The organism is Mahella sp. (assembly GCF_020054945.1).
Lineage (GTDB): Bacteria > Bacillota > Clostridia > Mahellales > Mahellaceae > Mahella.
Window position 1 is genome coordinate 38,264 of record NZ_JAIHAU010000002.1, and the last position, 23,512, is coordinate 61,775.

The following is a 23,512-nucleotide window of genomic DNA, read 5'->3' on the forward strand; positions in this document are numbered from 1 at the left end:
TGTTTTCTGAACACGATTACATATGGCGCAAATAATGTTGTTACATAAAAGGAGATGTTGTTTTATGCGTTCCACACCCATTGGCATAGTAATGATGAACGACGCACGCCCGCACGTATACAGCGTCAACAACGCTGAAAATATGGCTGTTGTACAGGGCTGGGCAGATGTAATTCGCCGGCGTTTTAAAAACGTCGACGGATCCTCGCCGGAAGTGATAACCGCTTCGGAAACCATCACCGGCGTGCGCGTCGCACAAAAAATAGGCGAGGAATTGCGCCGAGCCAATTGTCGCCAGGTCATCATGTGCTACAATGTATGGGATTTCCCGTATCTGGTATGGCCTTTCATCAATTCCCTGGGCAGAGATGTGCCAATATTAAGCCTTTCCAACAACAATGGCCAGTATCCCGGGAATGTCGGCCTTTTGGCCACTGATGGGGCTCTGCGCCAGGCCGGTATACGCACCCACCGGATAGTAGGCGATATGAATGATCAAAGCACTCAAGATCAGGTGCTGGATTGGTTGCGCGCCAGCGAGGCTTATACCACGATGCACAACGAGATATACGGCATATACGGCGGCCCGTCTATGGGCATGGATACGGGCTATTTCCACCTTGTTCCCAATGTCAAGACATTTGGCACCAATGTATTTTTCGTAGACCAATTGCTGTTGCTTAAAAAAATGGAGAAAGAGGTCGATGAGGCTGAGGTTGAGAAGGGTTTCAAATGGTTTAACGACCTTTTAGGCGATCGTATATTGTATGACGGCCATATGCTTACACCGGAAACATTGAAAACACAGATACGCCTTTATCTGGCCATGAAGTTAGTGAATGAAGAAGAAGGTTTCAATTTCTGCGGGCTTAAAGGCCAAAGAGAGCTTACCGAAAACGTATGTCTGGGCGATATAGCCGAGATGCTGATGAACGATCCATACGATTGGAACGGCCCGAAAGAGCCTATGGTATGCGCTACCGAAGGGGATTCGTATGCGGCTATGACAATGCAGCTTTTGAAGTATGTAAGCGGCGGTCTGCCCACATTATTCATGGATGTGCGTTTATATCATCCTGAATTGGATATCTGGGACTGGTGTAATTCCGGCAATCACTCCAGCTATTATGCCAGCTACAGCATGAATGCCGCCGATAACTTTAAGAAGCTGACATTGCATCCGGCGCTTGAGTTTTACTTCAAAGCAGGCGGAGCATCTGTGGCATTCGATGCCGGACCGGCTCAGATGACATTTGCGCGATTGGGCTTATGGGACGACAAACCATTTATGGTCATAATGGCCGGAGAGAATGTGGAACTTCCCGCCGAGCAACGCAAGGCTATAAATGCTCAAACCGATCCCACCTGGCCGCATGTTCATGCGCGTGTACACGGCAGTTTCCAGGAATTTCTGAATGTATTCCCCGCCAATCATGTATTGGGTGTAAAAGGCGACTACGTGCGCGCTTTAAACTATCTATGCGAGATAATAGGCATTCCGTCCATAATACTTGGACCGGAAGGTCAGCAACGCTTGAAGCCGATATGGGAGATAATGAATTAACCGATAAAGCCGGGCATATGCCCGGCTTTATTAATATGTTCAGATTCTATACGGTATTGCTCTCGATAAGGTTTGCCATTTCATCCAGCGCCGCCTCCGCCGATTCCACCAGCTCGTTTATGAGCTCTTTTACCGGCATTATGCGGTCTATCCTGTATACATTGGCCCCCGCAAAAGCAAAACCATTATCCAAATCACCCTGCCTGGCACTTAATAATGCATCGGCTATACAATAGGGCGATGCCTTTGGATCACATGTCTTTAAACAATTGTACTGGCAGCGTATGGGTTTTTTTATGCCCATGGCCACATCATCCAGAAATTTATTCCTGATGGCTCTGCCCACAAGCCCCACCGGGCTCTGTATATATATTATGTCCTCTTTTTTCGCGTTTACATAAGCCATTTTAAATCGTTCATCGGCATCGCATTCATCGGTCGCCACAAAACGCGTGGCCATTTGCACGCCGTCCAATCCTTTGGCCAGCACTCGCGCTATATCCTTTCCGTCATATATACCACCGGCCACTACTACCGGTATATGCTTATCATATTTTTGCTCAAATGGCACAATGCTTTTCTTTACGTCCAATGCAATATCTTCCACATCGATATCATCGATATTCTCCAGTTGCTTGGCGGAATAACCAAGGTGCCCGCCCGCTAAAGGTCCCTCGACAACTATGGCGTCGGGTACAACGCTGTATTTGTTATCCCAATTTTTGCATATAAGTACCGCAGCTCTGGCCGATGATACTATAGGCACAGCCTTGGTATCGGTACCTTTTGTGACCTCGGGCAGGCGCATGGGCAGGCCTGCTCCGGCAAATATTATATCTATACCCTCTTCCACTGCAGCTTTAGCCAATTCAGCAAAGTTGGTCATAACAGACAGAAGATTTAAACCTATTATCCCATCAGGGCTGGCCTCTCGCGTCTTGCGTATCTCTTCCTTGAGGCCTTTTATCGACGAAGCGCGATAATGCAATCTGAAATCGGGCTCGCGAAATCCTACCGCGGTGCCCGATATGACGCCTATCCCGCCCTCATTGGCCACGGCCGACGCCAATCTTGACAACGATATACCAACGCCCATACCGCCTTGTATAATCGGTATTTTGGCTATTAAATTTCCTATCCTCAGTTTGGGTAATTTCATAAATATTTCCTTTACAAAAAATAAACTTTTATATGTTATTATACCATGCGGTTATGTGCTGAGCAACACTAATTATGCAGATTTTCAACAAATGCCCCGATGCGCTTTAGCGCTTCTGTCAATGCATCTATAGAATAAGCATAGGAACAGCGTATGAAGCCTTCTCCGCTGGCACCGAAGGCATTGCCCGGCACAACAGCCACCTTTTGTTCCTGCAGCAGCCTTTCGCAAAATTCCTCGCTGCTCATACCGGTACGCTGTATAGACGGAAACACGTAAAACGCTCCTCTGGGCTCAAAACACTCTAAGCCCATATCATTAAAGCTTTTGACCATAAGCCTCCGCCGCCTGTCATATTCCCTATGCATGCGTTTTACATCTTCATAGTCGTCGTTATAGCCGGCCCGCAGCGCTTCTACTGCGGCTATCTGGCTCATAACGGGTGCGCAAAGCATGGTATATTGGTGTATCTTGACCATAGCCGCTATTATGTCCCTATGTCCGGCCGCATAGCCGACGCGCCATCCCGTCATGGCAAAAGCCTTGGAGAATCCGCTTATAAGCACTGTTCTTTCTTCCATACCCGGCAAAGACGCTATGCTGACATGCGCTGTATCGCCATATGTAAGTTCGGCATATATCTCATCCGATAATACGAGTATATCGGTATCCTTCAATACATCAGCTATAGCCTCAAGATCCGACCGCAGCATTACTCCCCCGGTAGGATTATTGGGATAAGGCAATATAAGCGCTTTGGTATGGGGCGTTATAGCCTCCCGCAATGCCTGCGGCGTAAGGCGGAACTCATCCTCGGCCTTGGTCACTATAGGCACCACGCGGCCGCCCGCCATCTCCACACAAGGCATATAAGACACATAGGAAGGCTCGGGGACCAATACCTCATCGCCCGGGGTCACTATCGCTCTCAACGCTAGATCTATAGCCTCGCTGGCTCCCACAGTAACGATTATCTGGTCCTCAAAGCTGTAAGCAAGGTTAAAGCGATGGGACAGATAACGCGCGATCTCTCTGCGCAGGTCGGGTAATCCCCAGTTGGATGTATAATGCGTATAACCCTCTTCTAAAGAATGTATGCTGGCCTCTCTTATATGCCATGGCGTTATAAAGTCCGGTTCGCCCACACCGAGCGATACTGCTCCTTCGATCTCGTCGACTAAGTCAAAAAAACGCCTTATGCCCGAAGGCGGCATATCTCTGATAACCGGAGATATCATATCCTTTATATTCACGGGCTCACCGCCAGTCTGTGGTCCTGTTCGTGATCTTCCAATATAATGCCTTCGACCTTATATTTTTTCAATATAAAGTGCGTTGCCGTACTCAGCACCGACTCCAGCGGCGATAATCTCTCGGCCACGAAATAGGCGATATCCTTCATGGTCTTGCCTTCTACCGTAACTGCCAAATCATAATCGCCAGACATCAGATATACCGACTGCACCTCAGGAAAACGATATATGCGCTCGGCTATAACGTCAAATCCCTGATCCCTCTGAGGTACTACCTTGACCTCTATAAGCGCTGTAACGAACTCCCTGTCGGTTTTCTCCCAATTTATGATAGTATTATACTTGACTATCACACCTCGGTCTTCCAACGCTTTTATAGTCGCCTCTACCTCTTTTACGTCAACACCGAGCATGGCCGATATCTGCTCAGCACTAACCCTATGGTCATCAGATAGGATTTCCAAAATATTATTTTCTAATTCAGTCATATATATGGCAAAAATGCCTGCACCGCCTTTCTGAATAATAGCTTTCTATACAATTATATGCCCTATCGCTTATGCTAGCAATAAAAAAAATACCTTCACTAATCGGAAGGCATAACAAATCCGTTTACTGGCCCGCTTCCGGTTCAGGCTGTGGCTTTTCAGGATTATATCGTATAACACCCTGTATAGGCTTATAATAATCTTTGGTTATGACAGTAGACGATAATCTCTTTCCGTTTTTATCGTACACTATCTTATATGTTCGCGTGCGGTACCCATCAGTACCCACTACCTCTTCTACCTTTTCACCCGGTTTCAGCGTTTTATCGACTATCATCTTAGGCTCCGGCGCCGGTACAACATCATAGATTTCCGAGCGTATAGCTATATGCTGCCCGTTAGGCAACGGCTCCCCGTATATTCTGACTGTTAATTTGCCGTTAGAAACCGTACGTTCAAGGAACACAGGTGTTTTACGATTATTCTTAAACTTAAAATCAGCCGCTCCGTAGCTTATAGTAGCATCGCGGCCCAGATCTATATATGACGTTTGGCGGGAATGATGATAGCGTTCTACCACATCCAGACCCGACATAAGCACGGCATTGTATAGCGTGGATGAGACCTGGCATACCCCGCCTGCAAGATCATCCTCGATCACTTTGCCGCCTTCCTTAAATACCTTAGCATCTCTATAGCCCTTGGCCCGGGTACGCTCGCCGGTCGCTTCGTTTATTGAGAAAATCTCTCCGGGCTGGACTACCTCTCCGTTAAAAGCGCCTGATGCCAGCTTTATATTGGTCACCCTGTCCGGCGTGCTGTTGCCGAGTGGGGTGGAAAACTCCGCTACAAGCGACGTAGCCTTTTTTAAGTCATTCACGAAAACCTTTGGCTGTACTTTGTTAACTACCAATTCTATGGGCTCATACCGGTCATTTTCCACTGCCGCCGATAATGCCTCCATAGCTTTATCAACATCCATCCTGCGCCCGATTCGTTCCTCGGTAAATTTAAAACGATTAGCTGCCGATACATTCGGTGTAAACTTTACAGTGGCGTCCACCGGCGTTATCTCGAGTTCTTTGGCTATTGCCTCCACATCGTCTTTAAGTAAAGAAATGTCATAAGTAAATGTAGTCTGAAATGCTGCTCCTTGCTGTTTTACAGCGTATATCTCCTTTAATCTTTCAATAGCACTGCCCTGTCGGCCCACAGCATATGCCTTTTCGACCTGCTGTTCCACATCATAAGCGGCTGCTATATCTTTATAATCAAAATCCCATGATTTATCCTGATACTGTAATTGAAGCTTTATCTTGTCTAAGTCGGCTTGTCTTGCCTGACCTATGACCGCCATGGCCTGATCCTTTGTCATACCCGTCAGGTCCACACCGTCTACGCTGACATTCCAATAGAATGTCTGAGCGTCCAGTATTCCCTTTATATTGGCCATAGCTATGCCAGCCGCGGCACCGGCGATTATAAGCAAGATAAATACTATAGCCCACCATATTATCCCCGTTCTTTTCTTGCGAACAGGAACGCTCGAAGCTTGAACAGACATATAGTTTCCTCCCACATATGTTTCATACTTCATATAACTAATGATAGTTTATAAAACAGAAAAAGTAAAGAAAATATGTGAAATTTAACACATTTATAATATCTGTTAAAAATGCTTAACATTTCATGGCCTGCTGTTCATGGTAAGCTCTACCAGTTTGCCTGCTTTGGCAGCAAGCTCTATAATTTCTTCATCCAGCATGGTATCCTTCGATATTATTATCTTGCCATCCAGATCATTTATATCTTTTGTAACGCGCCTGCCTATTAAAAAAGCTTTCTGACGCTCTAAAAAGACATTTTTATATGGCTCTTTCGCAGCGGACGCAACGGCTTGCTGCCCTGTTGCAACCTCCGCTTCATATTCTTCGGCAACGCTCTCCCCTTTGTGCGGCAGCTTTACAACCACAGCCTTGGTTCCATACGTCAATACGTTGTCATCAGGTACAAAATCTATATCTTCGGTCCCCGATGACGACCGGACCCGGAAGCCCAACAAGCGGCCGTTATCCTCGTGTACGAAATATTCCTCTATAGAGCCTACAATTTTGCCCTTATGCGTCATTACAATCCGGCCTAACAAAGGCGGCTCAACTTTAACCAGTCGAACCGCTTCTTCTGATTCGGTTATCTTCTTTATGACATTGCGGCTTTTTATAATGACAGCGTCGTCTCCCATGCCGAGTATATCAGCCATATCCACTATATTTGCGCCAAAGTACCATTGCCCATCATCTACCACTGCAAAACGCACTGCCCTCTTTTGAGGATCAATCAGCAGCTCTTTTATACTGCCGGCCTCCATACCCTCTTGAGCTGATATAACCGGCAATCCTATAATCTGATGGCTCGCTTTCAATCTGAGTCACTCCTCAATTCTCTTATTTTATACGAAAGCGTGTATAGGCTATCGCTTAGATGGACATGCTCTATCACTACATCGGGCGGCACCGCTATATCCACAGGAGCGAAGTTCCATATAGCTTTTATACCGTATCTGACCACCATATCGGCCACTTCCTGCGCCTTTGCCCTGGGCGTAGCTATTATGGCTATATCTATGGGATGTTGCTGCACAAATGCTCCAAGTTCATCTATATCGCGGATTTCAATACCCCTTATAGCCAGCCCTATCAACCGCGGATTTATATCAAATAACGCTTGCAATATGAAACCGTCTTTCTCGAAATCGGTATAATTGGCTATAGCCTGACCTATATTCCCAGCTCCTATTATTATAGTATTATATTTCTCATTCAGCCCTAATATTCTTGTCAACTGCTCGTAGAGTTCCTCGACGTTATAACCGTAGCCCTGCTGACCAAAACCTCCAAAGCAATTAAAGTCCTGGCGTATTTGCGAGGCGGTCAACCCCATTTTTCTGCTCAACTCTGCCGACGATACGCGGGTTACTCCGTTGCGCATGAGCTCGCGCACATGTCTGTAGTACCTGGGCAAGCGCCTGACTACCGCATCGGAAACCTTGCCTTCCTCCTTAGCCACGATACACATCCCTGCCTTTGCTAATTTATCATTAATTTATCGTTAATATATGTAAATATTTAGCGGTATATTTGCTTCTATTATATATATAATATACCGAGATGTCAACGAAAAATGCCGCGAAAACAGGCATAGGTTGATTTATGGTCGTGCTCCATGGCTAGATTGTGAACATGCTTGTACGCAACAAAAAAGACCGCAGAATAAGCATCTTCTGTAGCCTTTTTTGTGAAACTTATTATACAATCAGGTATTGTCCGCTGACATAGCCTGTTATGCCGCCATACTTTATCTTGTACCAGCTGCCGCTCTTGCCCAATACTTCTACTTTGGTGCCGTTCTTCAGGCTGCCTACCACCTTGTACTGGGTACCGGCTCCGCTGCGTACATTCAGCGTTGTATTCACCTTCACCGTACCGGTCTGTGTTGTGCTGCCTCGCGATGGTGCGGGTGCTGGCATCGGGCTTGCACTGCTTACCACCATGTATTGTCCGCTGACATAGCCTGTTATACCGTTATATTTTATCTTGTACCAGCTGCCGCTCTTGCCCAGCACTTCTACTTTAGTGCCGTTCTTCAAGCTGCCTACTACTTTATACTGGGTACCGGCCCCGCTGCGTACATTTAGCGTTGTATTCACCTTCACCGTGCCGGTCTGTGCAGCCGGTGCTGGTGCAGGTGTTGGCGCTGGCGTCGGCGCAGGTGCCGGGCTTGTACCGCTTACCACCAGGTATTGTCCGCTAACATAGCCTGTTATGCCGCCATATTTTATCTTGTACCAGCTGCCGCTCTTACCCAATACTTCTACTTTGGTGCCATTCTTCAGGCTGCCTACCACTTTGTACTGGGTACCGGCTCCGCTGCGTACATTCAGCGTTGTATTCACCTTCACCGTACCGGTCTGTGTAGCCGGTGCTGGCGCAGGTGTGGGTGCTGGCGGCGGTACGGGTCTGTCCTCGCCGCGGTCGGGCAGAGGTGCCGGCGCCGGCTGTGCGGGTATGGAGTACTTCACGCGGCTGGCTACCGGATAGTAGAAGTCCAGTATTTGACCATAATTTTGCCCTGCCTCAGCCCTGTACTTGGCCCCGTACTGGCTCATACCCCTGCCATGGCCATAACCTCTGCCCTTTATGACATAACCATCGCCGCTTTTCTCAAAGCTGTCTATAAGGTAACTTTTTATTATGCTTGCTCCAAAGCCCATGCGCATTTGCGTTACTGTAAAAGTAATCGTTCGCTGATTTACATTTAACTCAGTCACCGGCTGAGGCGCCTGCTCATTGGACAAAGGATCCTGCTCCGGCACAATGACTTTTGTATCATATGCTTTTGTTTCGATATCTTTAGTTAAGAATTTTACCGTCATTGTAACGTGGCTGTCGGCCGGCAAACGCTGGCCTTCCGTGCGCTTACTAAGGTCCATGGTCATATCGGTTATCTCGGTTATACGAATATCTTTGCCGGTATACATCGGTGCCAATAACGATTTGACGCCGGCTATCATAGCCTTCTCATTAGCCCTTGATGCATATGTAATATTTTCTATGCTATTCCACCATACATCGAGCGCTGCAATGTCGTTTTGAGCCAGGTATCCATTGGCTGCATCGATCTGTACCGGATCTATTTGTACCTTCTTATATGTGACTGTCCATGGGTTTATCGGATCATACTCATCCTTTTTGGCCGCCGAATAGCTGCTTTTCTCGACTATACCACCATTGCTGGACGAATACTCCGTCAACGCAGGGCTGCCATTGTACTCCAGCACTATGCCTCGTGTCTCATCCACGGCCGCATTGCTGTTGCTATATGATTGGCTGTTCCATATATATCCGCCATAAACCTGATTATCAGTGGTATCCAGCACATCATAACTGCCAGTAGGTTTAAGGCAGCGTATAGCGTATGTCCTGGCCGCTATAGCTTGGGCTTTCAGAGCCTCTTTATTCCATGAAGCAGGCATTTCATACGGTACGACCCCTTTCAGGTAATCTTCCAGCATAAGTTTGCTTATAGGCCTGACATATGCCCCGTCGATGCCAAACGCCATGCTGCCTATATATGCCCTGCCGTTGACTTCTATAACATTGTCAGTACCGTAATGCGCCGGTACCAGTTCAAGCGATGAGCCATAGGTGCCTATGAGCGTGTTACCTTCATAAAGGCTCAAACTCCCATTTACTGCTTTTACCGCGTAGTTATGATCTTGCTGCAATATTAATGATGGGTTGCCCGCCATGCTGTAGCTGCCTTTGGTTATTTTCACCGATATCAGTGATTTGTTGCCTATGTAATTGCGCAATTGCACCCTTATCACATCGGGTTCGCTTTTGGCAGCTCGTGCCTGGCCGGCAAGCGGTAACAACATCGTAAACGCCAGCAAAATCGATAAAAGCACTGCTGTTATACGTCTCATTCCATTCTCACCCCCTTTCGTTATCCTCTATTATTTATATTCGACAAAAAAATCATATTCCCTTTAATTTTGCTAAATTATTACCATGGCTTTTACCCTGTCGCCACGTTTATCAGGTTTCAAACCCTCCTCCATATCATCCAGCGAATACCTGTGGGTTATAAGCGGCGATACTTTTATAAGGTCTTTAGCCAATAATTCCAGCGCTCTGGCATGTGTATACGGATTTATAAACGATCCTATCCACTTTATTTCCTTCTGATATATTTCAAATGGTTTCAATTGTATCTCGGCCGTTTCATCCACCACACCGAACTGCAATACGGTCCCGCCGTTTTTTACAAGATCAAATGCCTGTTTGGCCGTCCTTGCAAGGCCTGCCGCCTCTATTACGACGTCCGCGCCGTAGGGTATCATGGCCTTCGCAGCGGCTTTTACATCGCAATTGGTCGGGTCTATCAGCATATCGAAGCCCAGCTTTTGGGCCAATTGCCTCCGTCCTTGTGAAGGTTCGCTTATTATGACGGACGACGCCCCTGCCAAACGGGCAAGTTGCGCATGCAGCAGGCCTATAGCCCCGCCGCCGAGTATTACCACGCTGTCGCCAGGCTTTATTTGCGCCAGGTCCGTGCCATGAAGGCAGCATGCCAAAGGCTCCACCATAGCCCCCACCTCATACGGCATGTCAGGCGGCAGCTTATAGGCCTGATTCTGGGGCACCAAGCAGTATTCGGCAAACCCGCCATTTAGTATGACGCCGATATTTTTAAGATTTTCGCACAGATGCACTTTGCCTATCCTGCAGTAATGGCAATGGCCACAGTATATATTCGGATCTATGGCCACGTTATCGCCAACGTCTATATCGGATACGCCATCGCCTTTTTCCACCACGCGGCCTGCAAATTCATGGCCCAGTATGGTGGGCGGTTTGACGGCCGACGGCCCCATGCCTCCCGAATATATATGCATATCGGTACCGCATATGCCGCACGCTTTAACCTCGACCAATATGTGGCCTTCCTTCAGCCGAGGTTTTTCTACTTCCTCCACCCTTATATCACCTGTGCCATAAAATACAGCTGCTTTCATAATATCGCCTCCATTATCGTATATATTAAAAAATAAAGGACCAGAAATCATTCTGATCCTCTATTATATTACTATTCCAAAACACAAGCATCCACCGGGCACACATCGGCGCAGTTGCCGCACTCAGTGCACAGCGCGGGATCCACTACGTATATATCATCGCCGGCAGATATGGCGCCTCCTTCGCAATCCGGCTCGCAGGCGCCGCAGCTTATGCAATCATCCGTAATTCTATAAGGCATATCTTCACCCCCTCATACCTCGTACATCTTAAAGATGTCCGTTTCCATTGTAGCATGGATCGGGCTATATTGAAATACCTTTGCCGAAGAAGCAATTTTCCGACTATTTCGACGTTATGTGGGGGCAGTGTGCCTTACCGCAGCCCGGTACAAGCTTTACATCGGATGCATCAAAAACATCCATCTCAAAGCTGTCATCCGGCCGCTCCAATTTTACTTTTACTTTATCGAGAAGCACGTTAACCTCGATTACTGTGCCCGTACCTTTCGGGGTAATCACGCTGGCATTGCATCTGGGCAATCTTTTCAGCTGCTGTTCATAAAATGATTGTTCATATTTTAAACAGCACATAAGGCGCCCGCACATACCCGATATCTTCGACGGATTAAGCGCTAATTCCTGTTCCTTGGCCATCTTTATAGATACCGGCTCAAATTCACCCAAAAAACCATTGCAGCATACCGGACGCCCGCAAGGGCCTAAGCCTCCAAGCATCTTGGCCTCATCCCTTACGCCTATCTGCCTTAACTCTATGCGCGTTTTAAAGATAGCTGCCAATTCCTTGACCAAATCTCTGAAATCCACGCGTTCTTCAGCGGTAAAATAAAAGATCAGCTTATTCCTGTCGAATGTGTATTCGGCATCTATAAGTTTCATATGGATATTATGCTCGGCTATCTTCTGGCAGCATTTTTCAAAAGCCTCGCGCGTCTTGATTTCATTTTCTTTCAGCATCTGCCTATCCTCGTCGGTGGCCATCCTTATGACCTTTCTTAATGGCGCGACTATATCGGTATCCGATACCTCTTTGGGCCCAGATACCACCTGACCGTATTCAAGACCTTTAGCCGTCTCTACTATAACACAGTCTCCTATATTTAAATCCCAAATATCGGGAGCAAAATAATACATCTTGCCTGCTCTTTTAAAACGTACTCCCACTACTATGGGCATTATCTACTACCTCCAATATATTAAGCAACAAAACATCTGCGGTTAATTGATAATTAGCGTTGGATGCCAAAGCTTTGCGCGCCGCATCCACACATTCCATGATACTACTCCATCGGAACAATGTAAAGTCCGATACCTTCGCATCCAGCAGTTTGCCTCTTATAAAGTCCGCCCAGCTATCCAGTATGGCATCTATATCATCCTTATGTTCGACCAGAAATTCCTCTGCCGCAAAGAAGGCATCCCATCTGTCTCTGACTATGTTTTGTAAATTATTCAGCGCGCTCCGGTGCAATGCCTGCCATGCGCTATCGTTTATTATGGATATCGCCTTGCCTATTATACCGTCCGAAGCGGCAGCGGCTTGCTTTGCATCGCCGGGACTGGCGTTAAATCGGCGTATCAGAATATCTTCAACATGGGTTAATGGCACAGGTTTTAATTTATAGATAAGGCAACGCGATACCACTGTGGGCAAAAGATTATCGGCACCGGTCGTAAGCAGGATAATGACCGCATAAGGCGGCGGATCCTCCAGCGTCTTGAGCAGCGCATTCTGTGCCTGTACGGTCATAGACTGCGCTTGGTCTACAACATATACCTTGCGATCGGCCATATATGGATTTATATATATATCGCCTATGAGCTCCCTTATCTTATCCACTCCTATCGTATTCTTTTCGGGCGCTATAACCTTATAATCGGGGTGTGTGCCTGCCTCAAAGCGCCTGCATGCGCCGCATACGCCGCACGGCTTATGCTCTTCACAGACGATGGCCTGGCAAAATGCGTTGGCCAATGTACTTTTGCCTGCGCCGGCCGGCCCCTCGAATATATAGGCGTGGGATATGGTCTGGTGGGCAAGAGCCTCTTTAAGCTCTTTTATTATAGAATCTTGTCCGATAATATCATCGAATGTAAACATCATAATCACGCTATAAGGTCTACCAATAGGCCTTCTATTTCGCCTATAAGCTTTAACACAGCTATATGATCCATCTCATCCGTCATGACCTGCTCGGTAAGACGCTCAAGCTGTTCATCGATCCGCTTTATGATAATATACCTCTTGCGCCGGCCGCGTTTATCCACTGCTTCAGACGCTGAGAACTGCAACATGGATGATGTCACAGCATTCAAAAATATCGTTATGGTGCGCCTGTAGTGCAAAAGCTCGGCTAAATCGGTATTTTTTTCTAATCTTTGGCCCTGGGCTTTGATATCCGACAGCATACTATTCAGCCAATCCTTTGCCTCGTTATTTGCAGCATTGCCGAATGCTTGCGAGAATGCACCGCCGGAGGCATTTTTGTCTATATGCATCGCATCGGAAGGTTGGCTGCTGTAGGCATATCCGCCTCTTATATCATTTACCTTCATAGGCTACAGCTTGCGGAATTCCTCTACATTCAGCACGAATACCGTCGCCCCTCCAACCACTACTTCAACCGGATAAGGCATGTAAACCTCTCCTGCTCCGCCCATCGGCATAGGAGAAGTCACCACCTGTTTACGGCTCTTGCACACCTTTTCTATGCACGCCATGGCCGCAGGCACCCTGTCGTCCTCGATGCCGAGCAACAGAGTCGTATTCCCCGAGCGCAGAAAACCGCCGGTGGTGGCAAGCTTGGTAACACTAAAACCCGAGTCCATCAGCGTGGCTATAAGCTTACTAGCATCCTCATCCTGTACTATGGCTATAATAAGTTTCACAAGTAAAGCCCCCTTTTTTCTTTTATTATACCTTTTTTTGAGCGGTCGGGCAAGCGTTATTTGGCGTCAGCGCTACTAATATCGAAGCCAGCATAATAAATATAAGCCCTGTCTGTATATTTACTACCGGGTTATCGGTCATGCTCTGTATAAAGGCTGCTATCACAGCAGCCAGTATGCCTGCTATTACAGGCCTGTGCGGTGAATCTCTCAATGCCGACAAGCCCCTCTTAAACAGCGCTACAACATACCATATGATTGATATGACCCCCAGCACACCCCATTCAAACCATGTATTCAACACTATATTATGAGCATGGAGCTGTCCTACTCCAAACATAGCCGAAAAATCCATAAATGACAGAAATCCTCTCCCTATTATAGGGCTGTAACGTATGCCCACGAGGGCCGTTTGCCATATTTCCTTTCGTGCTTCCATGCTTTCATCCAATACGAAATAGCGCGGTATAAGCTGAGGGTATACAATAATGGCCATCATTAGTATAAACGCAGACATAAACAGTATGTGCGCCGCATGGCGCTTGCCGCAAAGCAAGAAGAAAAATATGGCGGCTATCAGCACCGAGAACAGCGCTGTGCGCGAATTGGTAAGATACAGGTTCAAGGCATCCAAACATAGCACCATCATTAATGCGCGGCGCTTTTTCTCACCGGTAGTATAAAACATATATCCGAGCGTTACGAATATGACAACCGCAAGGTAGAACGCATAGAGGTTGGCATTAACAAATGTGGATGCCAACCTTCCTCCCGGCAAATAAAACAATATACCGTTGTCGCTTAAAATTTTCTGTACTATGCCGAACAAGGATACCGGCAGACTGGTCCATGCTATAAGGCTGACCATGTGCATGGCGAAATGTTTATCGAACACCTCTTCGGTATATATGCCGTAGATAACATAGGGCAGCATAAAACCTACAGTCGCTATTATTTCAATAAAGTCGGGCGAGTAGATATCGCTTATAAGCACAGCTATAAACATGAGCATATACGGCTGCGCCAACGGAACGGATGCTAAATCTATATCCCGGCTCTTTATCTTGCGTATTATGTATTGCACTGATATAAAGGCTACCATTAACGGCGCCGTATATGGCGACAGTATCCCAAGCACCAGCGCTATTACATTGTAATACATATATTTATCGTATATGTCAGGCTTGCTGCTGAATTCCGACATCGTAACAGCCGTATTCAACGGCCGTTCTTTTATTTCAATGCTCATTTGTAATCTTCCCTCCTCAAATCCCTCCTTTATATTAGACGATATTTTTTCAATTTCGGTTCAATTATAGATAATATTTTTTTATGTATATCATTTACACCGCCTGTGGCGTTTATGATATAAAACCTATCGCTATACCGGCGTGCAATATCTATATATCCCTCGTAAACAGCTTTCAATAATTCCAGGCCTTCCGATTCCAACCGGTCTTTAAATCCATCCTTTAATATCCTTTCCCATGCTGTTTCAGGAGATATATCCAAAAGCAAGGTTATGTCGGGCCACACGCCTCCCAGGGCGTGTTCGTTTATAGCCTTTACGGTATCCGGCCCGAGCCCTCTGGCATAGCCTTGATATGCCAGGCTGGAATCCACAAACCTGTCGCACAGCACTATCCGGCCTTGTTCTAAAGCAGGCTTTATAACCTGGGCCACATGCTGCGCCCGGGAAGCGGCATAGAGCAAAGCCTCGGTCATGGCCGCCATATCGCTATTGGCATTATCCAGCAGTATAGAGCGCACCTGCTCGCCTATGCGCGTACCGCCCGGCTCTCTGGTTAGCAGCGACGGTATGCCGCGCTCGTTCAAATAATCGGCCAGCATAGACGCATGTGTGCTTTTACCGCTGCCGTCTATCCCCTCTATCGTTATGAAAAGACCTCTACTCATATGCCTTCTCCCGTACCACCGCTACCATCTTGTCCTCCCCCATGTTAAAAACCCTGCCGACCCTCGCCGATGCTTCCAGCAATACTTCTATAGTGTCCCTATCTATAAATTCGCCGGGGCATACGGCCGGTATGCCAGGCGGGTATAAGCCTATCGGCTGAGCTGCTATCCTGCCGGCCGCATCCTCGAGAGGCACACGTTCGGCAGCCCCCAGCGCGGCTTGCCTCGGCGACAGGGTCTGCACCGGATGCGGCAATGTCATAACAGGCGGATGGTATACCTCTTTTGCGTTGCGGCCCGATGCCGCCAGCCGGATGAGCGCCTCTTTTAGAACAGCAAAATCCTTTGCATTATCCATCACGGTGGTTATAAACACGACATTATATAAGTCGGCCATCTCTGCCTGCACGCCCTCGACTCTTAACAATTCTTCAGCGGCAACGCCTCCTATACCCAAACCGCTTATATCAAGGCACAGGCGGGTTGGATCCTTAAAGGTTACACCGCTCCTGCCTTTTATAGATTCATCCATCATCCTGACGCCGCCCATGCCGCACAGCCATTGGCTCAAATCCGCGATGTATCCCAGCAAATTGCCGAGATCACCCCGTCCTTCGTTTGCCATATAACGCCTGGCCATATCCATAGAAGCCATCAATATATAGGATGGGCTGGTCGTCTGCGCCATCTGCAGTCCGGCCATCACCCTGTCTGTATCGACCATGCGGCTCCTGACATGCAAAACCGCCGTCTGGGTCAGCGCCGGCAGGGTTTTGTGCATGCTGTTCACCCATATATCGGCCCCGCAATGCCCCGCCGACGGCGGCAGGCTCTCGTGAAACGCGAAGTGTGCGCCATGCGCTTCATCGACCAGCAACGGTACGCCGCGTTGGTGGCACACGCCGGCTATCCCTGCCACATCGGCGCATAATCCATAATAGTCCGGACTGGTTATGAGCACAGCAACGGCTTCGGGATGCTGCTCTAAAGCCTCTCCGACCTGTTCCGGCCTTATCTGGCCGGTAATATGCCAATCCTGCAGCATCGGCGGCCATATGTATATGGGGTTCAATCCTGCCAATATCAGCCCGTTTATAACCGATTTATGGCAATTGCGCGCCACCACGATGCTGTCGCCCGGCTTGCACGCCGCCAGCATCATGGCATATATGCCTCCGGTGCTGCCATTCACCATCAAAAAACTCCGGTCAGCACCGTACGCCTCGGCCATGAGGCGTTGAGCCTCCATGATCGCCCCTTGCGGCATGTGCAGGTCATCCGTATCGGGCAGCTCTGTAATATCCATCTGCCACATGTCCTGCGCCAGATCCGCAGCATCATCGCCATATAGCCGGCCTTTATGGCCGGGCATATGAAATCTCACCGTATTTTCTTCGACATAGCGCCTTGCCATGTCATATATAGGCGCACGGTTTTGATCAGAATTCAAACCTGACATCGGATAAGCGCCGCACTATCTCGCTCACCACGCGGCGTTCCTCATCCTCTCCGTTGGCTTGGAAGGTAACTGAAAGACGGATAAAACGGCCTGCATCATCCCACGGTACTGTGGATATAAGCCTCTCTGCAAGCAGCCATTGTGAAAAATCCTCCGCGGTTTTGAATTGAGGACCACCCTCGATGCCTTTGGGTATCGGCACATATTCATAAAATGTACCTCGCGGTTTCTTGGCTTTAAACCCCAATCCGGCAAGGGCCTGAGAGAGCATATCATGCCGTCGGGAATATTTTTGGCATATGCGCTCGGTTATTTCGGGATGAGCCAACGCATAAATCGAGGCCTTCTGTATGGCCTTGAATTGGCCCGAATCGTTGTTATCCTTCACCGTGGCAAATGCCCGCACCGCACGCTCATTGCCGGCAACAAAGCCGAGACGCCAACCGGTCATATTGAAAGCCTTGGACATGGAATGGATCTCCACCCCTACCTCCTTGGCTCCCGGTATCGATAAAAAACTCAACGGCCGTTCACCGTCATACACCAATGCGGCGTATGCTGCATCATATACTACCAGTATATGATTTTTTGTAGCAAAATCTACCACTTTCTCCAGGAAATCCATCGTAGCTACCGCTCCGGTAGGGTTGTTCGGATAATTCAAATACATCAGTTTAGCATGCTTGCATACATCCTCGGGTACATCGTCGAGGTCAGGCAAAAAACCATTTTCCTCATATAGCGGCAGATTTACCACCTCGCCGCCCAACCACTGGGTAATAGTGCCCAGCACTCCATACCCCGGCACTGTCATAAGCGCCACGTCGCCGGGATTTATAAACGCATAAGGCAGCAAAGCCAGCGCCGACTTGGAACCTATAGCATGATTTATCTCGTTCACAGGGTCGACATCAACGCCATACACTGCTTTTAAGTATCCGGCAGCCGCATCCTTATACTCCTGTATGCCGTTATCAGCATAGCCGCGGTTTTCGGGACGCGCTGCCTCTTCGGCCAGCGCGTGCACTACTTTCATATCGGCCATCTCATCGGGCTCGCCTACGCCCAGGTCTATGACCTCCATATCCGGATGAGCCTTTATAGCAGCGGCTTTAGCGCGCTTTATTTTTTCGAATTTATATAACACCGTTTCTTTGCCGAAATTAGTGCCGCCTATCCTGTCAGCAAATAATTGTTGTATGTAACTCTCTTCAGACATATTTTGCTCCTCTCTAAACCTCTATGTCGCCTTGAAATACCTTTGTGGCCGGACCGGTCATAAAGACAGTATCGTCCTCAGCCCACCGTATTTCAAGCTGCCCCGCCATCAGATGTACCGTCACCTCACGCCCCGTGCGCCCCGTTGTGGCCGCGGCCACCGCCGACGCACAGCTACCGGTACCGCAGGCCAATGTGGCCCCGGCGCCTCTCTCCCATGTGCGCACCTTTATCTCATGATTGTTTAATACCTCGACAAAATTCACATTTGTTTTTTTGGGAAATACGGGGTGTTTCTCTATCTTAGGCCCTAATCCTATTATATCCGCCTTGTCCGCATCATCGACAAATATCACGGTGTGCGGCACGCCCATGGACATAGACGTTACAGCATATGGCCGGCCGTCCACCTCAAGCGGCCTTTCTACTATCCTTGTACCTGGCATAAATGCCGGTATGGCGCCCGGCTCAAAATCAGGTTTGCCCATATCCACCTTTACCTTTTGCACCTCGCCTCCCTCTACAGAAAGTTCTGGCTTTATTATACCAGCCAATGTTTCGACTGACAATACCTGTCTTTTTATTGCGCCGCTCTCATACACATATTTAGCAAAGCAGCGTATGCCGTTACCGCACATCTCGGCTTCGCTACCATCGGCATTGACTATGCGCATACGCGCATCGGCTATGTCAGACGGCAATACTATTACTATACCATCGGCGCCTATGCCGAAATGCCTGTCGCAAAGCATCGGCGCCAGTTTATTATAATCCCTGCCGGATTGAGCATTGAACTCGTCTACAACGATAAAATCATTGCCCAAACCGTGCATCTTCACAAAATGCATCTTTACCTCCCAAAACGCTCTATGGCTCTTTTCAGGTTATATACAGTGTAATCCATTTGCTCGTCGCTCAGATTATTGAAAAACGGCAAGGCGATGGTAGACTCGGCCACGCCTTCGGTTATAGGGAAATCCCCTTCCTTATAGCCAAACATGTCTCTAAAATAAGGCTGAAGGTGTATAGGTGTAAAATACGGCCGGCAACCTATGCCGTTATCCAAAAGATACTGCATTACGGCGTTCCGGTCTATCCTCTTATCCAGCCTCACGACATATATAAACCAACTCATCTTATTTACATCCGGAGAAATGTATGGCAGCGTAATGCCGTCTATATCTTTGAGCATATTATTATAACGCTGAGCCACCCTATTTCTTTTATCTATTATCTCCTCTATGCGCCCTATTTGAACGCAACCAAGCGCCGCATGAAGCTCGCTGAGCCTATAATTATACCCTAACCGCTCATGCTCCAGCCAAAGGCCGGTGATAGGCCTGCCCTGACTGCGCATACTGCGGCATAAAGCGGCTATATCATCGTCATCGGTCACTATCATGCCGCCTTCGGCGGTTGTCATCTGCTTATTGGGGTAAAAGGCAAATACAGCAGCATCGGCTCGGCTGCCGGCTTTTGCGCCGTTATATTCCGAGCCCAACGCCTCGCATGAATCTTCTATCAATTTAAGACCATGTTTATCGGCTATTGTCCTTACCCTCGCTATATCCATCGGATGGCCGAATACATCTACCGCTAATATAGCTTTGGTCCTTTGGGTTATTTTATCCTCTATGCGGTCTATATCCATATTAAGCGTAAGCGAGTCAATATCCACAAATATCGGCTTAGCCCGTTCAAACAGTATGCAGTTGCTGGATGATATAAAGCTGAACGGCGTCGTTATAACCTCGTCATCATCGCTTATGCCCATGGAGCGCACCAGCAAATGCAAGCCGCTGGTACCGCTGTTTACGCCGATAGCATGCTTTACGCCTATATATTCAGCTATTTTATGCTCAAATTCTTCCAGCTTAGGGCCTATGCTCAATATGCCCGAGCGCATCACATCCACAACTGCATCGATTTCTTTTTGTGTTATATCCGGTCCGGACAAAGGTACTTCCATCTTTAATTCCATCTCTCTTCATTATTTTTTCTGCTCAGATTTCGCCGCCGGAATCCCTATATATGTTCCCACTTCGTTTATATCCCTGACTACGACGGCGCCTGCGCCAATCTTACAGTGACTTATGATGTTTATATTATTTATCACTATGCTCCCAATGCCCAGCCATGCGCTTTTGCCCACGCTCACTGCGCCGGCTAAATGCACGCCGGGCGATATGTGAACATAATTCTCAATTATATTATCGTGATCTATTGTCGCGCCGGTATTGATGATACAGCCCTTGCCTATTTTAGTACAACAGTTTATGACAACCCCTGGCATTATAACCGTTCCCGCACCGATCTCAACCTCTTCTCCAATAATCGCTTTTGGATGAATCAGCGCAGGTATGCTGGCGCCTTCTCTTTCTAGCCAGCACAGTATTTTTTCCCGCTTGATGTTATCTCCAATTGCCACAAAAATGTCCCAATCATCGATGTACATGGGAACATCGTCGGTTTTGCCTGCAACTTTTATTCCCATAGAGGATTTAATGCTTTCATCATCATCTATGAAAATAATTTGCTGCCATTTATTTATCTTATAAGCTATATCAGCAACTACCCTGCCATGCCCGCCTGCACCGATGATGGCCAGTTTATTTTTATTCATCGGACTTCTCTGTATTCACCTCCTAAAGATCGTCGCCCGCAACAGCTGTCAGTTAAGCATTGCCATCAGCTGATCGGCAAGCTTGGCCATATCATGGTATTCCTCAGCATAACGTCTGCCGTTAAAGCCCATCTCGCGGCGTTGTTGCTCCGATATATTATATAACTTAATGATAGCCTGTGCAAGCAGCTCGGGTTGTTCGGGCGGCACCGATATACCCGCTTGCGCTTGCGCCACTATATCGTTAAAAGCCCTGCATGCAAATACTATAGGCTTGGCAGCGCATAAATAATCAAACATCTTGTTCGGGCTTATGCCATACTTAAATACATCGTTATCTTTCAGAGTAAAAAGGCATAGGTCAATCCCTTTTAAAAGGTACGGAACCTGCCCCTTGCTTATAGGCGGATAAAAATAAACGTTATCAGCCCCCGCCTTGCGGGCATGCTCGATAAGTTTCGGCTTCTCCGGCCCGTCGCCGACCAGAAGTATATCTATATCCTTATACCCCTCATCCGATAATATTTTAGCGGCATCTATTATCACTTCCAAGCCGTTGGCTTCGCCGTGCGCTCCGAGGTATACGGCCTTGAATCGGCCTTCGTGTTCAGCCAATATATGCCTGACCTCTTCAGCCACATCGCCCGATGCGTAAGCCTTGTCATATCGCTCTATGTTCACGCCGTTGGGGATATAGACGATCTTTGACGCATCCACGCCCATGCCTTCTATATAAGAATAGGCGCCGGGCAGCAATGTGATTATCTTATCGGCCCTTTTATATACGAATCGCTCGATGCCGCGCAGCACCCTTGCCGGCATGCCGTTTTCGCTAATAGCGCCCATATCTATGAGCGTCTGCGGCCACAGGTCGCGCACCTCGGCTATAAAGCGCGCGCGTTTTATCCTGGACAAGGCATAGCCGGTCAACCAAGCCAGAGGATGTACCGAAGAAGCTATTATGGCATCAGGCGATGGTCTGAAAAGCCCCGCAAAAAAGGCCATTATAGCATAGCTTAGCATATTCAACGCTCTGGCGATACCGTTGTCCTTATAATGCACGGTTTTAAGCCAGATAAAGTCTACGCCGTTTATGCGAGCGACTCTTTTTAATTCCCATTTATTCAAAATATCGATGCGCTTTTTATGATTAAAGCCGGAGGCAAATATGGTGACCTCGCAGCCGTTCTTTGCCATCTGCTCAGCCAGATCGTAATGGCGCGTCCCATCGCCTATATCCGGTGTCCCGGCATAATGATTGAATATCCATACCTTCTTTGTCATACGGCCACCCTATCCAAAATCTCGGCTATCTTTTGCGCCGCATGGCCGTCGCCAAAGTAAGGCGGCCTATCGCTGCCCGGATTAAAATTCATGATAGCATTCAATATGATTTTCTGATCGCTGTCGGCGATTATATTCCAGCCGGCTTCGACAGTCTCCACCCATTCGGTCTGCTCCCTGACGGTTATGCACGGTATACCCAGAAAATAGGCCTCTTTCTGCACACCGCCGCTATCGGTGACTATCTTGGCGGCATTGCTCTCCAACATAAGCATATCCAAATAGCCCACCGGCTCTATAACCATTATATTGTCGGCCAAGGTAAGGCCATACTCGCTTATATACTTAAGCGTCCTCGGATGCACCGGAAACACGATCCGCTCACCGCACCGATTAAAAGCCTCTATTATGGCCGAAAGCCTCTCTTTGTTATCGGTATTCTCAGCGCGGTGCACGGTAGCCAGTATATAACCGGCGGGCCGCAAATTCAATCTGTCCAGCACATCCGACTTAGCGCGCGCTATATCCTTATTGTATAAAACAGCATCATACATGACGTCGCCCGTATTATACACGCCTCGCCTTATCCCTTCTTCAGCAAGGTTATTCACCGCTGTCTGAGTAGGGCACAAGAGCATATCGGACACATGGTCGGTCAATATACGGTTTTGCTCCTCCGGCATGGCCTTGTTAAAGCTGCGCAAGCCCGCCTCTACGTGTACCAGCGGTATGAGCAGCTTACCGGCTGCCAAAGCCCCCGCCAGCGTGGAATTAGTATCGCCATATACCAGCACCGCATCGGGCTTGGCTTTCAGCAATATATCCTCTATCGCTATCAGCATATGCCCGGTTTGCCAGCCATGGCTGCCCGACCCTATGGCCAGGTTGTAATCCGGTATGGGTATATCCAGCTCGCGGAAAAATATCTCCGACATATTCTCATCATAATGCTGGCCGGTATGGACCAGTATCTCTTCATTGCGCCGCCTTATAGCGCGCGACACCGGCGCTGCTTTTATAAACTGCGGCCGCGCACCTATTATAGTAACTATACGCATAA

23 protein-coding genes are annotated in these 23,512 nt (G+C 48.0%); 1 reads left to right on the forward strand and 22 read right to left on the reverse strand.

All coding sequences use genetic code 11. From position 1 onward, the window contains the following. Positions 1–64 precede the first annotated feature (64 nt). The gene (locus JG770_RS00630) at positions 65–1,564 is read left to right on the forward strand and encodes a hypothetical protein (RefSeq protein WP_291953857.1); all 1,500 of its coding nucleotides are present in this window, start codon (positions 65–67) and stop codon (positions 1,562–1,564) included. Positions 1,565–1,610: 46 nt separating this feature from the next. On the opposite strand, the gene JG770_RS00635 is transcribed toward JG770_RS00630, so the two are convergent. The 22 genes from JG770_RS00635 to wecB form a co-directional block, all read right to left on the reverse strand. Beyond that, positions 1,611–2,723 carry a nitronate monooxygenase family protein gene (locus tag JG770_RS00635; protein WP_291953859.1) on the reverse strand — a complete coding sequence of 371 codons (1,113 nt, stop codon included), beginning with the start codon at positions 2,721–2,723 and terminating at the stop codon, positions 1,611–1,613. Positions 2,724–2,791: 68 nt separating this feature from the next. Further along, a complete protein-coding gene (locus JG770_RS00640) occupies positions 2,792–3,976 on the reverse strand; it encodes an aminotransferase class I/II-fold pyridoxal phosphate-dependent enzyme (RefSeq protein ID WP_363320858.1) in 1,185 nt (394 codons plus the stop codon). Continuing rightward, positions 3,973–4,464, reverse strand: coding sequence for an Lrp/AsnC family transcriptional regulator (locus tag JG770_RS00645; RefSeq protein WP_291953862.1), 492 nt, complete (start codon positions 4,462–4,464; stop codon positions 3,973–3,975). Before JG770_RS00645 ends, JG770_RS00640 begins: the two co-directional genes overlap by 4 nt. Before the next feature lie 124 nt (positions 4,465–4,588). Beyond that, positions 4,589–6,028: a VanW family protein gene (locus JG770_RS00650; RefSeq protein ID WP_291953864.1), complete on the reverse strand. Its 1,440-nt coding sequence runs from the start codon at positions 6,026–6,028 to the stop codon at positions 4,589–4,591. Positions 6,029–6,151: 123 nt separating this feature from the next. Next, the gene (locus JG770_RS00655) at positions 6,152–6,886 is read right to left on the reverse strand and encodes a PRC-barrel domain-containing protein (protein ID WP_291953866.1); all 735 of its coding nucleotides are present in this window, start codon (positions 6,884–6,886) and stop codon (positions 6,152–6,154) included. Continuing rightward, positions 6,883–7,539: a redox-sensing transcriptional repressor Rex gene (locus JG770_RS00660; protein WP_291953867.1), complete on the reverse strand. Its 657-nt coding sequence runs from the start codon at positions 7,537–7,539 to the stop codon at positions 6,883–6,885. Before JG770_RS00660 ends, JG770_RS00655 begins: the two co-directional genes overlap by 4 nt. Before the next feature lie 229 nt (positions 7,540–7,768). Next, positions 7,769–9,949: an SH3 domain-containing protein gene (locus tag JG770_RS00665; protein ID WP_291953870.1), complete on the reverse strand. Its 2,181-nt coding sequence runs from the start codon at positions 9,947–9,949 to the stop codon at positions 7,769–7,771. 72 nt (positions 9,950–10,021) lie between these two features. Beyond that, the gene (locus JG770_RS00670; RefSeq protein WP_291953872.1) at positions 10,022–11,041 is read right to left on the reverse strand and encodes a zinc-dependent alcohol dehydrogenase family protein; all 1,020 of its coding nucleotides are present in this window, start codon (positions 11,039–11,041) and stop codon (positions 10,022–10,024) included. Positions 11,042–11,112: 71 nt separating this feature from the next. Next, positions 11,113–11,283 carry a 4Fe-4S binding protein gene (locus JG770_RS00675; RefSeq protein ID WP_013780020.1) on the reverse strand — a complete coding sequence of 57 codons (171 nt, stop codon included), beginning with the start codon at positions 11,281–11,283 and terminating at the stop codon, positions 11,113–11,115. Positions 11,284–11,386: 103 nt separating this feature from the next. Beyond that, complete coding sequence (locus JG770_RS00680; RefSeq protein ID WP_291953877.1) at positions 11,387–12,238, reverse strand: stage 0 sporulation family protein; 852 nt, start codon at positions 12,236–12,238, stop codon at positions 11,387–11,389. Next, a complete protein-coding gene (gene holB / locus JG770_RS00685; protein WP_291953958.1) occupies positions 12,210–13,166 on the reverse strand; it encodes a DNA polymerase III subunit delta' in 957 nt (318 codons plus the stop codon). The genes JG770_RS00680 and holB overlap by 29 nt, the downstream gene beginning before the upstream one ends. Before the next feature lie 2 nt (positions 13,167–13,168). After that, positions 13,169–13,618, reverse strand: a complete 450-nt coding sequence (locus JG770_RS00690) for a YaaR family protein (protein WP_291953880.1) — start codon at positions 13,616–13,618, stop codon at positions 13,169–13,171. Positions 13,619–13,621: 3 nt separating this feature from the next. Further along, on the reverse strand, positions 13,622–13,951 hold the full coding sequence (locus JG770_RS00695) for a cyclic-di-AMP receptor (RefSeq protein WP_291953882.1): 330 nt from the start codon (positions 13,949–13,951) through the stop codon (positions 13,622–13,624). A 25-nt stretch (positions 13,952–13,976) separates the two neighbouring features. Continuing rightward, positions 13,977–15,200: an O-antigen ligase family protein gene (locus tag JG770_RS00700; RefSeq protein ID WP_291953883.1), complete on the reverse strand. Its 1,224-nt coding sequence runs from the start codon at positions 15,198–15,200 to the stop codon at positions 13,977–13,979. A 29-nt stretch (positions 15,201–15,229) separates the two neighbouring features. After that, the gene (gene tmk, locus JG770_RS00705) at positions 15,230–15,868 is read right to left on the reverse strand and encodes a dTMP kinase (RefSeq protein WP_291953884.1); all 639 of its coding nucleotides are present in this window, start codon (positions 15,866–15,868) and stop codon (positions 15,230–15,232) included. After that, positions 15,861–17,327: an aminotransferase class I/II-fold pyridoxal phosphate-dependent enzyme gene (locus JG770_RS00710; protein WP_291953886.1), complete on the reverse strand. Its 1,467-nt coding sequence runs from the start codon at positions 17,325–17,327 to the stop codon at positions 15,861–15,863. The genes tmk and JG770_RS00710 overlap by 8 nt, the downstream gene beginning before the upstream one ends. Then, positions 17,308–18,546, reverse strand: coding sequence for an LL-diaminopimelate aminotransferase (locus JG770_RS00715; RefSeq protein WP_291953888.1), 1,239 nt, complete (start codon positions 18,544–18,546; stop codon positions 17,308–17,310). Before JG770_RS00715 ends, JG770_RS00710 begins: the two co-directional genes overlap by 20 nt. 13 nt (positions 18,547–18,559) lie before the next feature. Then, positions 18,560–19,393 carry a diaminopimelate epimerase gene (gene dapF, locus JG770_RS00720; protein ID WP_291953890.1) on the reverse strand — a complete coding sequence of 278 codons (834 nt, stop codon included), beginning with the start codon at positions 19,391–19,393 and terminating at the stop codon, positions 18,560–18,562. Positions 19,394–19,395: 2 nt separating this feature from the next. Then, complete coding sequence (locus JG770_RS00725) at positions 19,396–20,514, reverse strand: DegT/DnrJ/EryC1/StrS family aminotransferase (RefSeq protein WP_363320862.1); 1,119 nt, start codon at positions 20,512–20,514, stop codon at positions 19,396–19,398. Positions 20,515–20,535: 21 nt separating this feature from the next. Then, entirely contained in the window at positions 20,536–21,168 is a 633-nt protein-coding gene (locus JG770_RS00730; protein WP_291953895.1) for an acetyltransferase, read from the reverse strand. Positions 21,169–21,216: 48 nt separating this feature from the next. After that, positions 21,217–22,452, reverse strand: coding sequence for a glycosyltransferase family 4 protein (locus JG770_RS00735; protein ID WP_291953896.1), 1,236 nt, complete (start codon positions 22,450–22,452; stop codon positions 21,217–21,219). Further along, entirely contained in the window at positions 22,449–23,510 is a 1,062-nt protein-coding gene (gene wecB / locus JG770_RS00740) for a UDP-N-acetylglucosamine 2-epimerase (non-hydrolyzing) (protein WP_291953897.1), read from the reverse strand. Before wecB ends, JG770_RS00735 begins: the two co-directional genes overlap by 4 nt. Positions 23,511–23,512 lie beyond the last annotated feature (2 nt).

Coding starts and splice junctions, on each gene's coding strand:
- JG770_RS00715 (WP_291953888.1), bottom strand. CDS start 18,546: ATGTCTGAAGAGAGTTACATACAACAATTATTTGCTGACAGGATAGGC.
- holB (WP_291953958.1), bottom strand. CDS start 13,166: ATGATGTTTACATTCGATGATATTATCGGACAAGATTCTATAATAAAA.
- JG770_RS00635 (WP_291953859.1), bottom strand. CDS start 2,723: ATGAAATTACCCAAACTGAGGATAGGAAATTTAATAGCCAAAATACCG.
- JG770_RS00645 (WP_291953862.1), bottom strand. CDS start 4,464: ATGACTGAATTAGAAAATAATATTTTGGAAATCCTATCTGATGACCAT.
- JG770_RS00700 (WP_291953883.1), bottom strand. CDS start 15,200: ATGAGCATTGAAATAAAAGAACGGCCGTTGAATACGGCTGTTACGATG.
- wecB (WP_291953897.1), bottom strand. CDS start 23,510: ATGCGTATAGTTACTATAATAGGTGCGCGGCCGCAGTTTATAAAAGCA.
- JG770_RS00690 (WP_291953880.1), bottom strand. CDS start 13,618: ATGAAGGTAAATGATATAAGAGGCGGATATGCCTACAGCAGCCAACCT.
- tmk (WP_291953884.1), bottom strand. CDS start 15,868: ATGAGTAGAGGTCTTTTCATAACGATAGAGGGGATAGACGGCAGCGGT.
- JG770_RS00630 (WP_291953857.1), top strand. CDS start 65: ATGCGTTCCACACCCATTGGCATAGTAATGATGAACGACGCACGCCCG.
- JG770_RS00660 (WP_291953867.1), bottom strand. CDS start 7,539: ATGTGTATCGTGGCTAAGGAGGAAGGCAAGGTTTCCGATGCGGTAGTC.
- JG770_RS00710 (WP_291953886.1), bottom strand. CDS start 17,327: ATGTCAGGTTTGAATTCTGATCAAAACCGTGCGCCTATATATGACATG.
- JG770_RS00675 (WP_013780020.1), bottom strand. CDS start 11,283: ATGCCTTATAGAATTACGGATGATTGCATAAGCTGCGGCGCCTGCGAG.
- JG770_RS00735 (WP_291953896.1), bottom strand. CDS start 22,452: ATGACAAAGAAGGTATGGATATTCAATCATTATGCCGGGACACCGGAT.
- dapF (WP_291953890.1), bottom strand. CDS start 19,393: ATGCATTTTGTGAAGATGCACGGTTTGGGCAATGATTTTATCGTTGTA.
- JG770_RS00730 (WP_291953895.1), bottom strand. CDS start 21,168: ATGAATAAAAATAAACTGGCCATCATCGGTGCAGGCGGGCATGGCAGG.
- JG770_RS00665 (WP_291953870.1), bottom strand. CDS start 9,949: ATGAGACGTATAACAGCAGTGCTTTTATCGATTTTGCTGGCGTTTACG.
- JG770_RS00725 (WP_363320862.1), bottom strand. CDS start 20,514: ATGGAAGTACCTTTGTCCGGACCGGATATAACACAAAAAGAAATCGAT.
- JG770_RS00650 (WP_291953864.1), bottom strand. CDS start 6,028: ATGTCTGTTCAAGCTTCGAGCGTTCCTGTTCGCAAGAAAAGAACGGGG.
- JG770_RS00670 (WP_291953872.1), bottom strand. CDS start 11,041: ATGAAAGCAGCTGTATTTTATGGCACAGGTGATATAAGGGTGGAGGAA.
- JG770_RS00680 (WP_291953877.1), bottom strand. CDS start 12,238: ATGCCCATAGTAGTGGGAGTACGTTTTAAAAGAGCAGGCAAGATGTAT.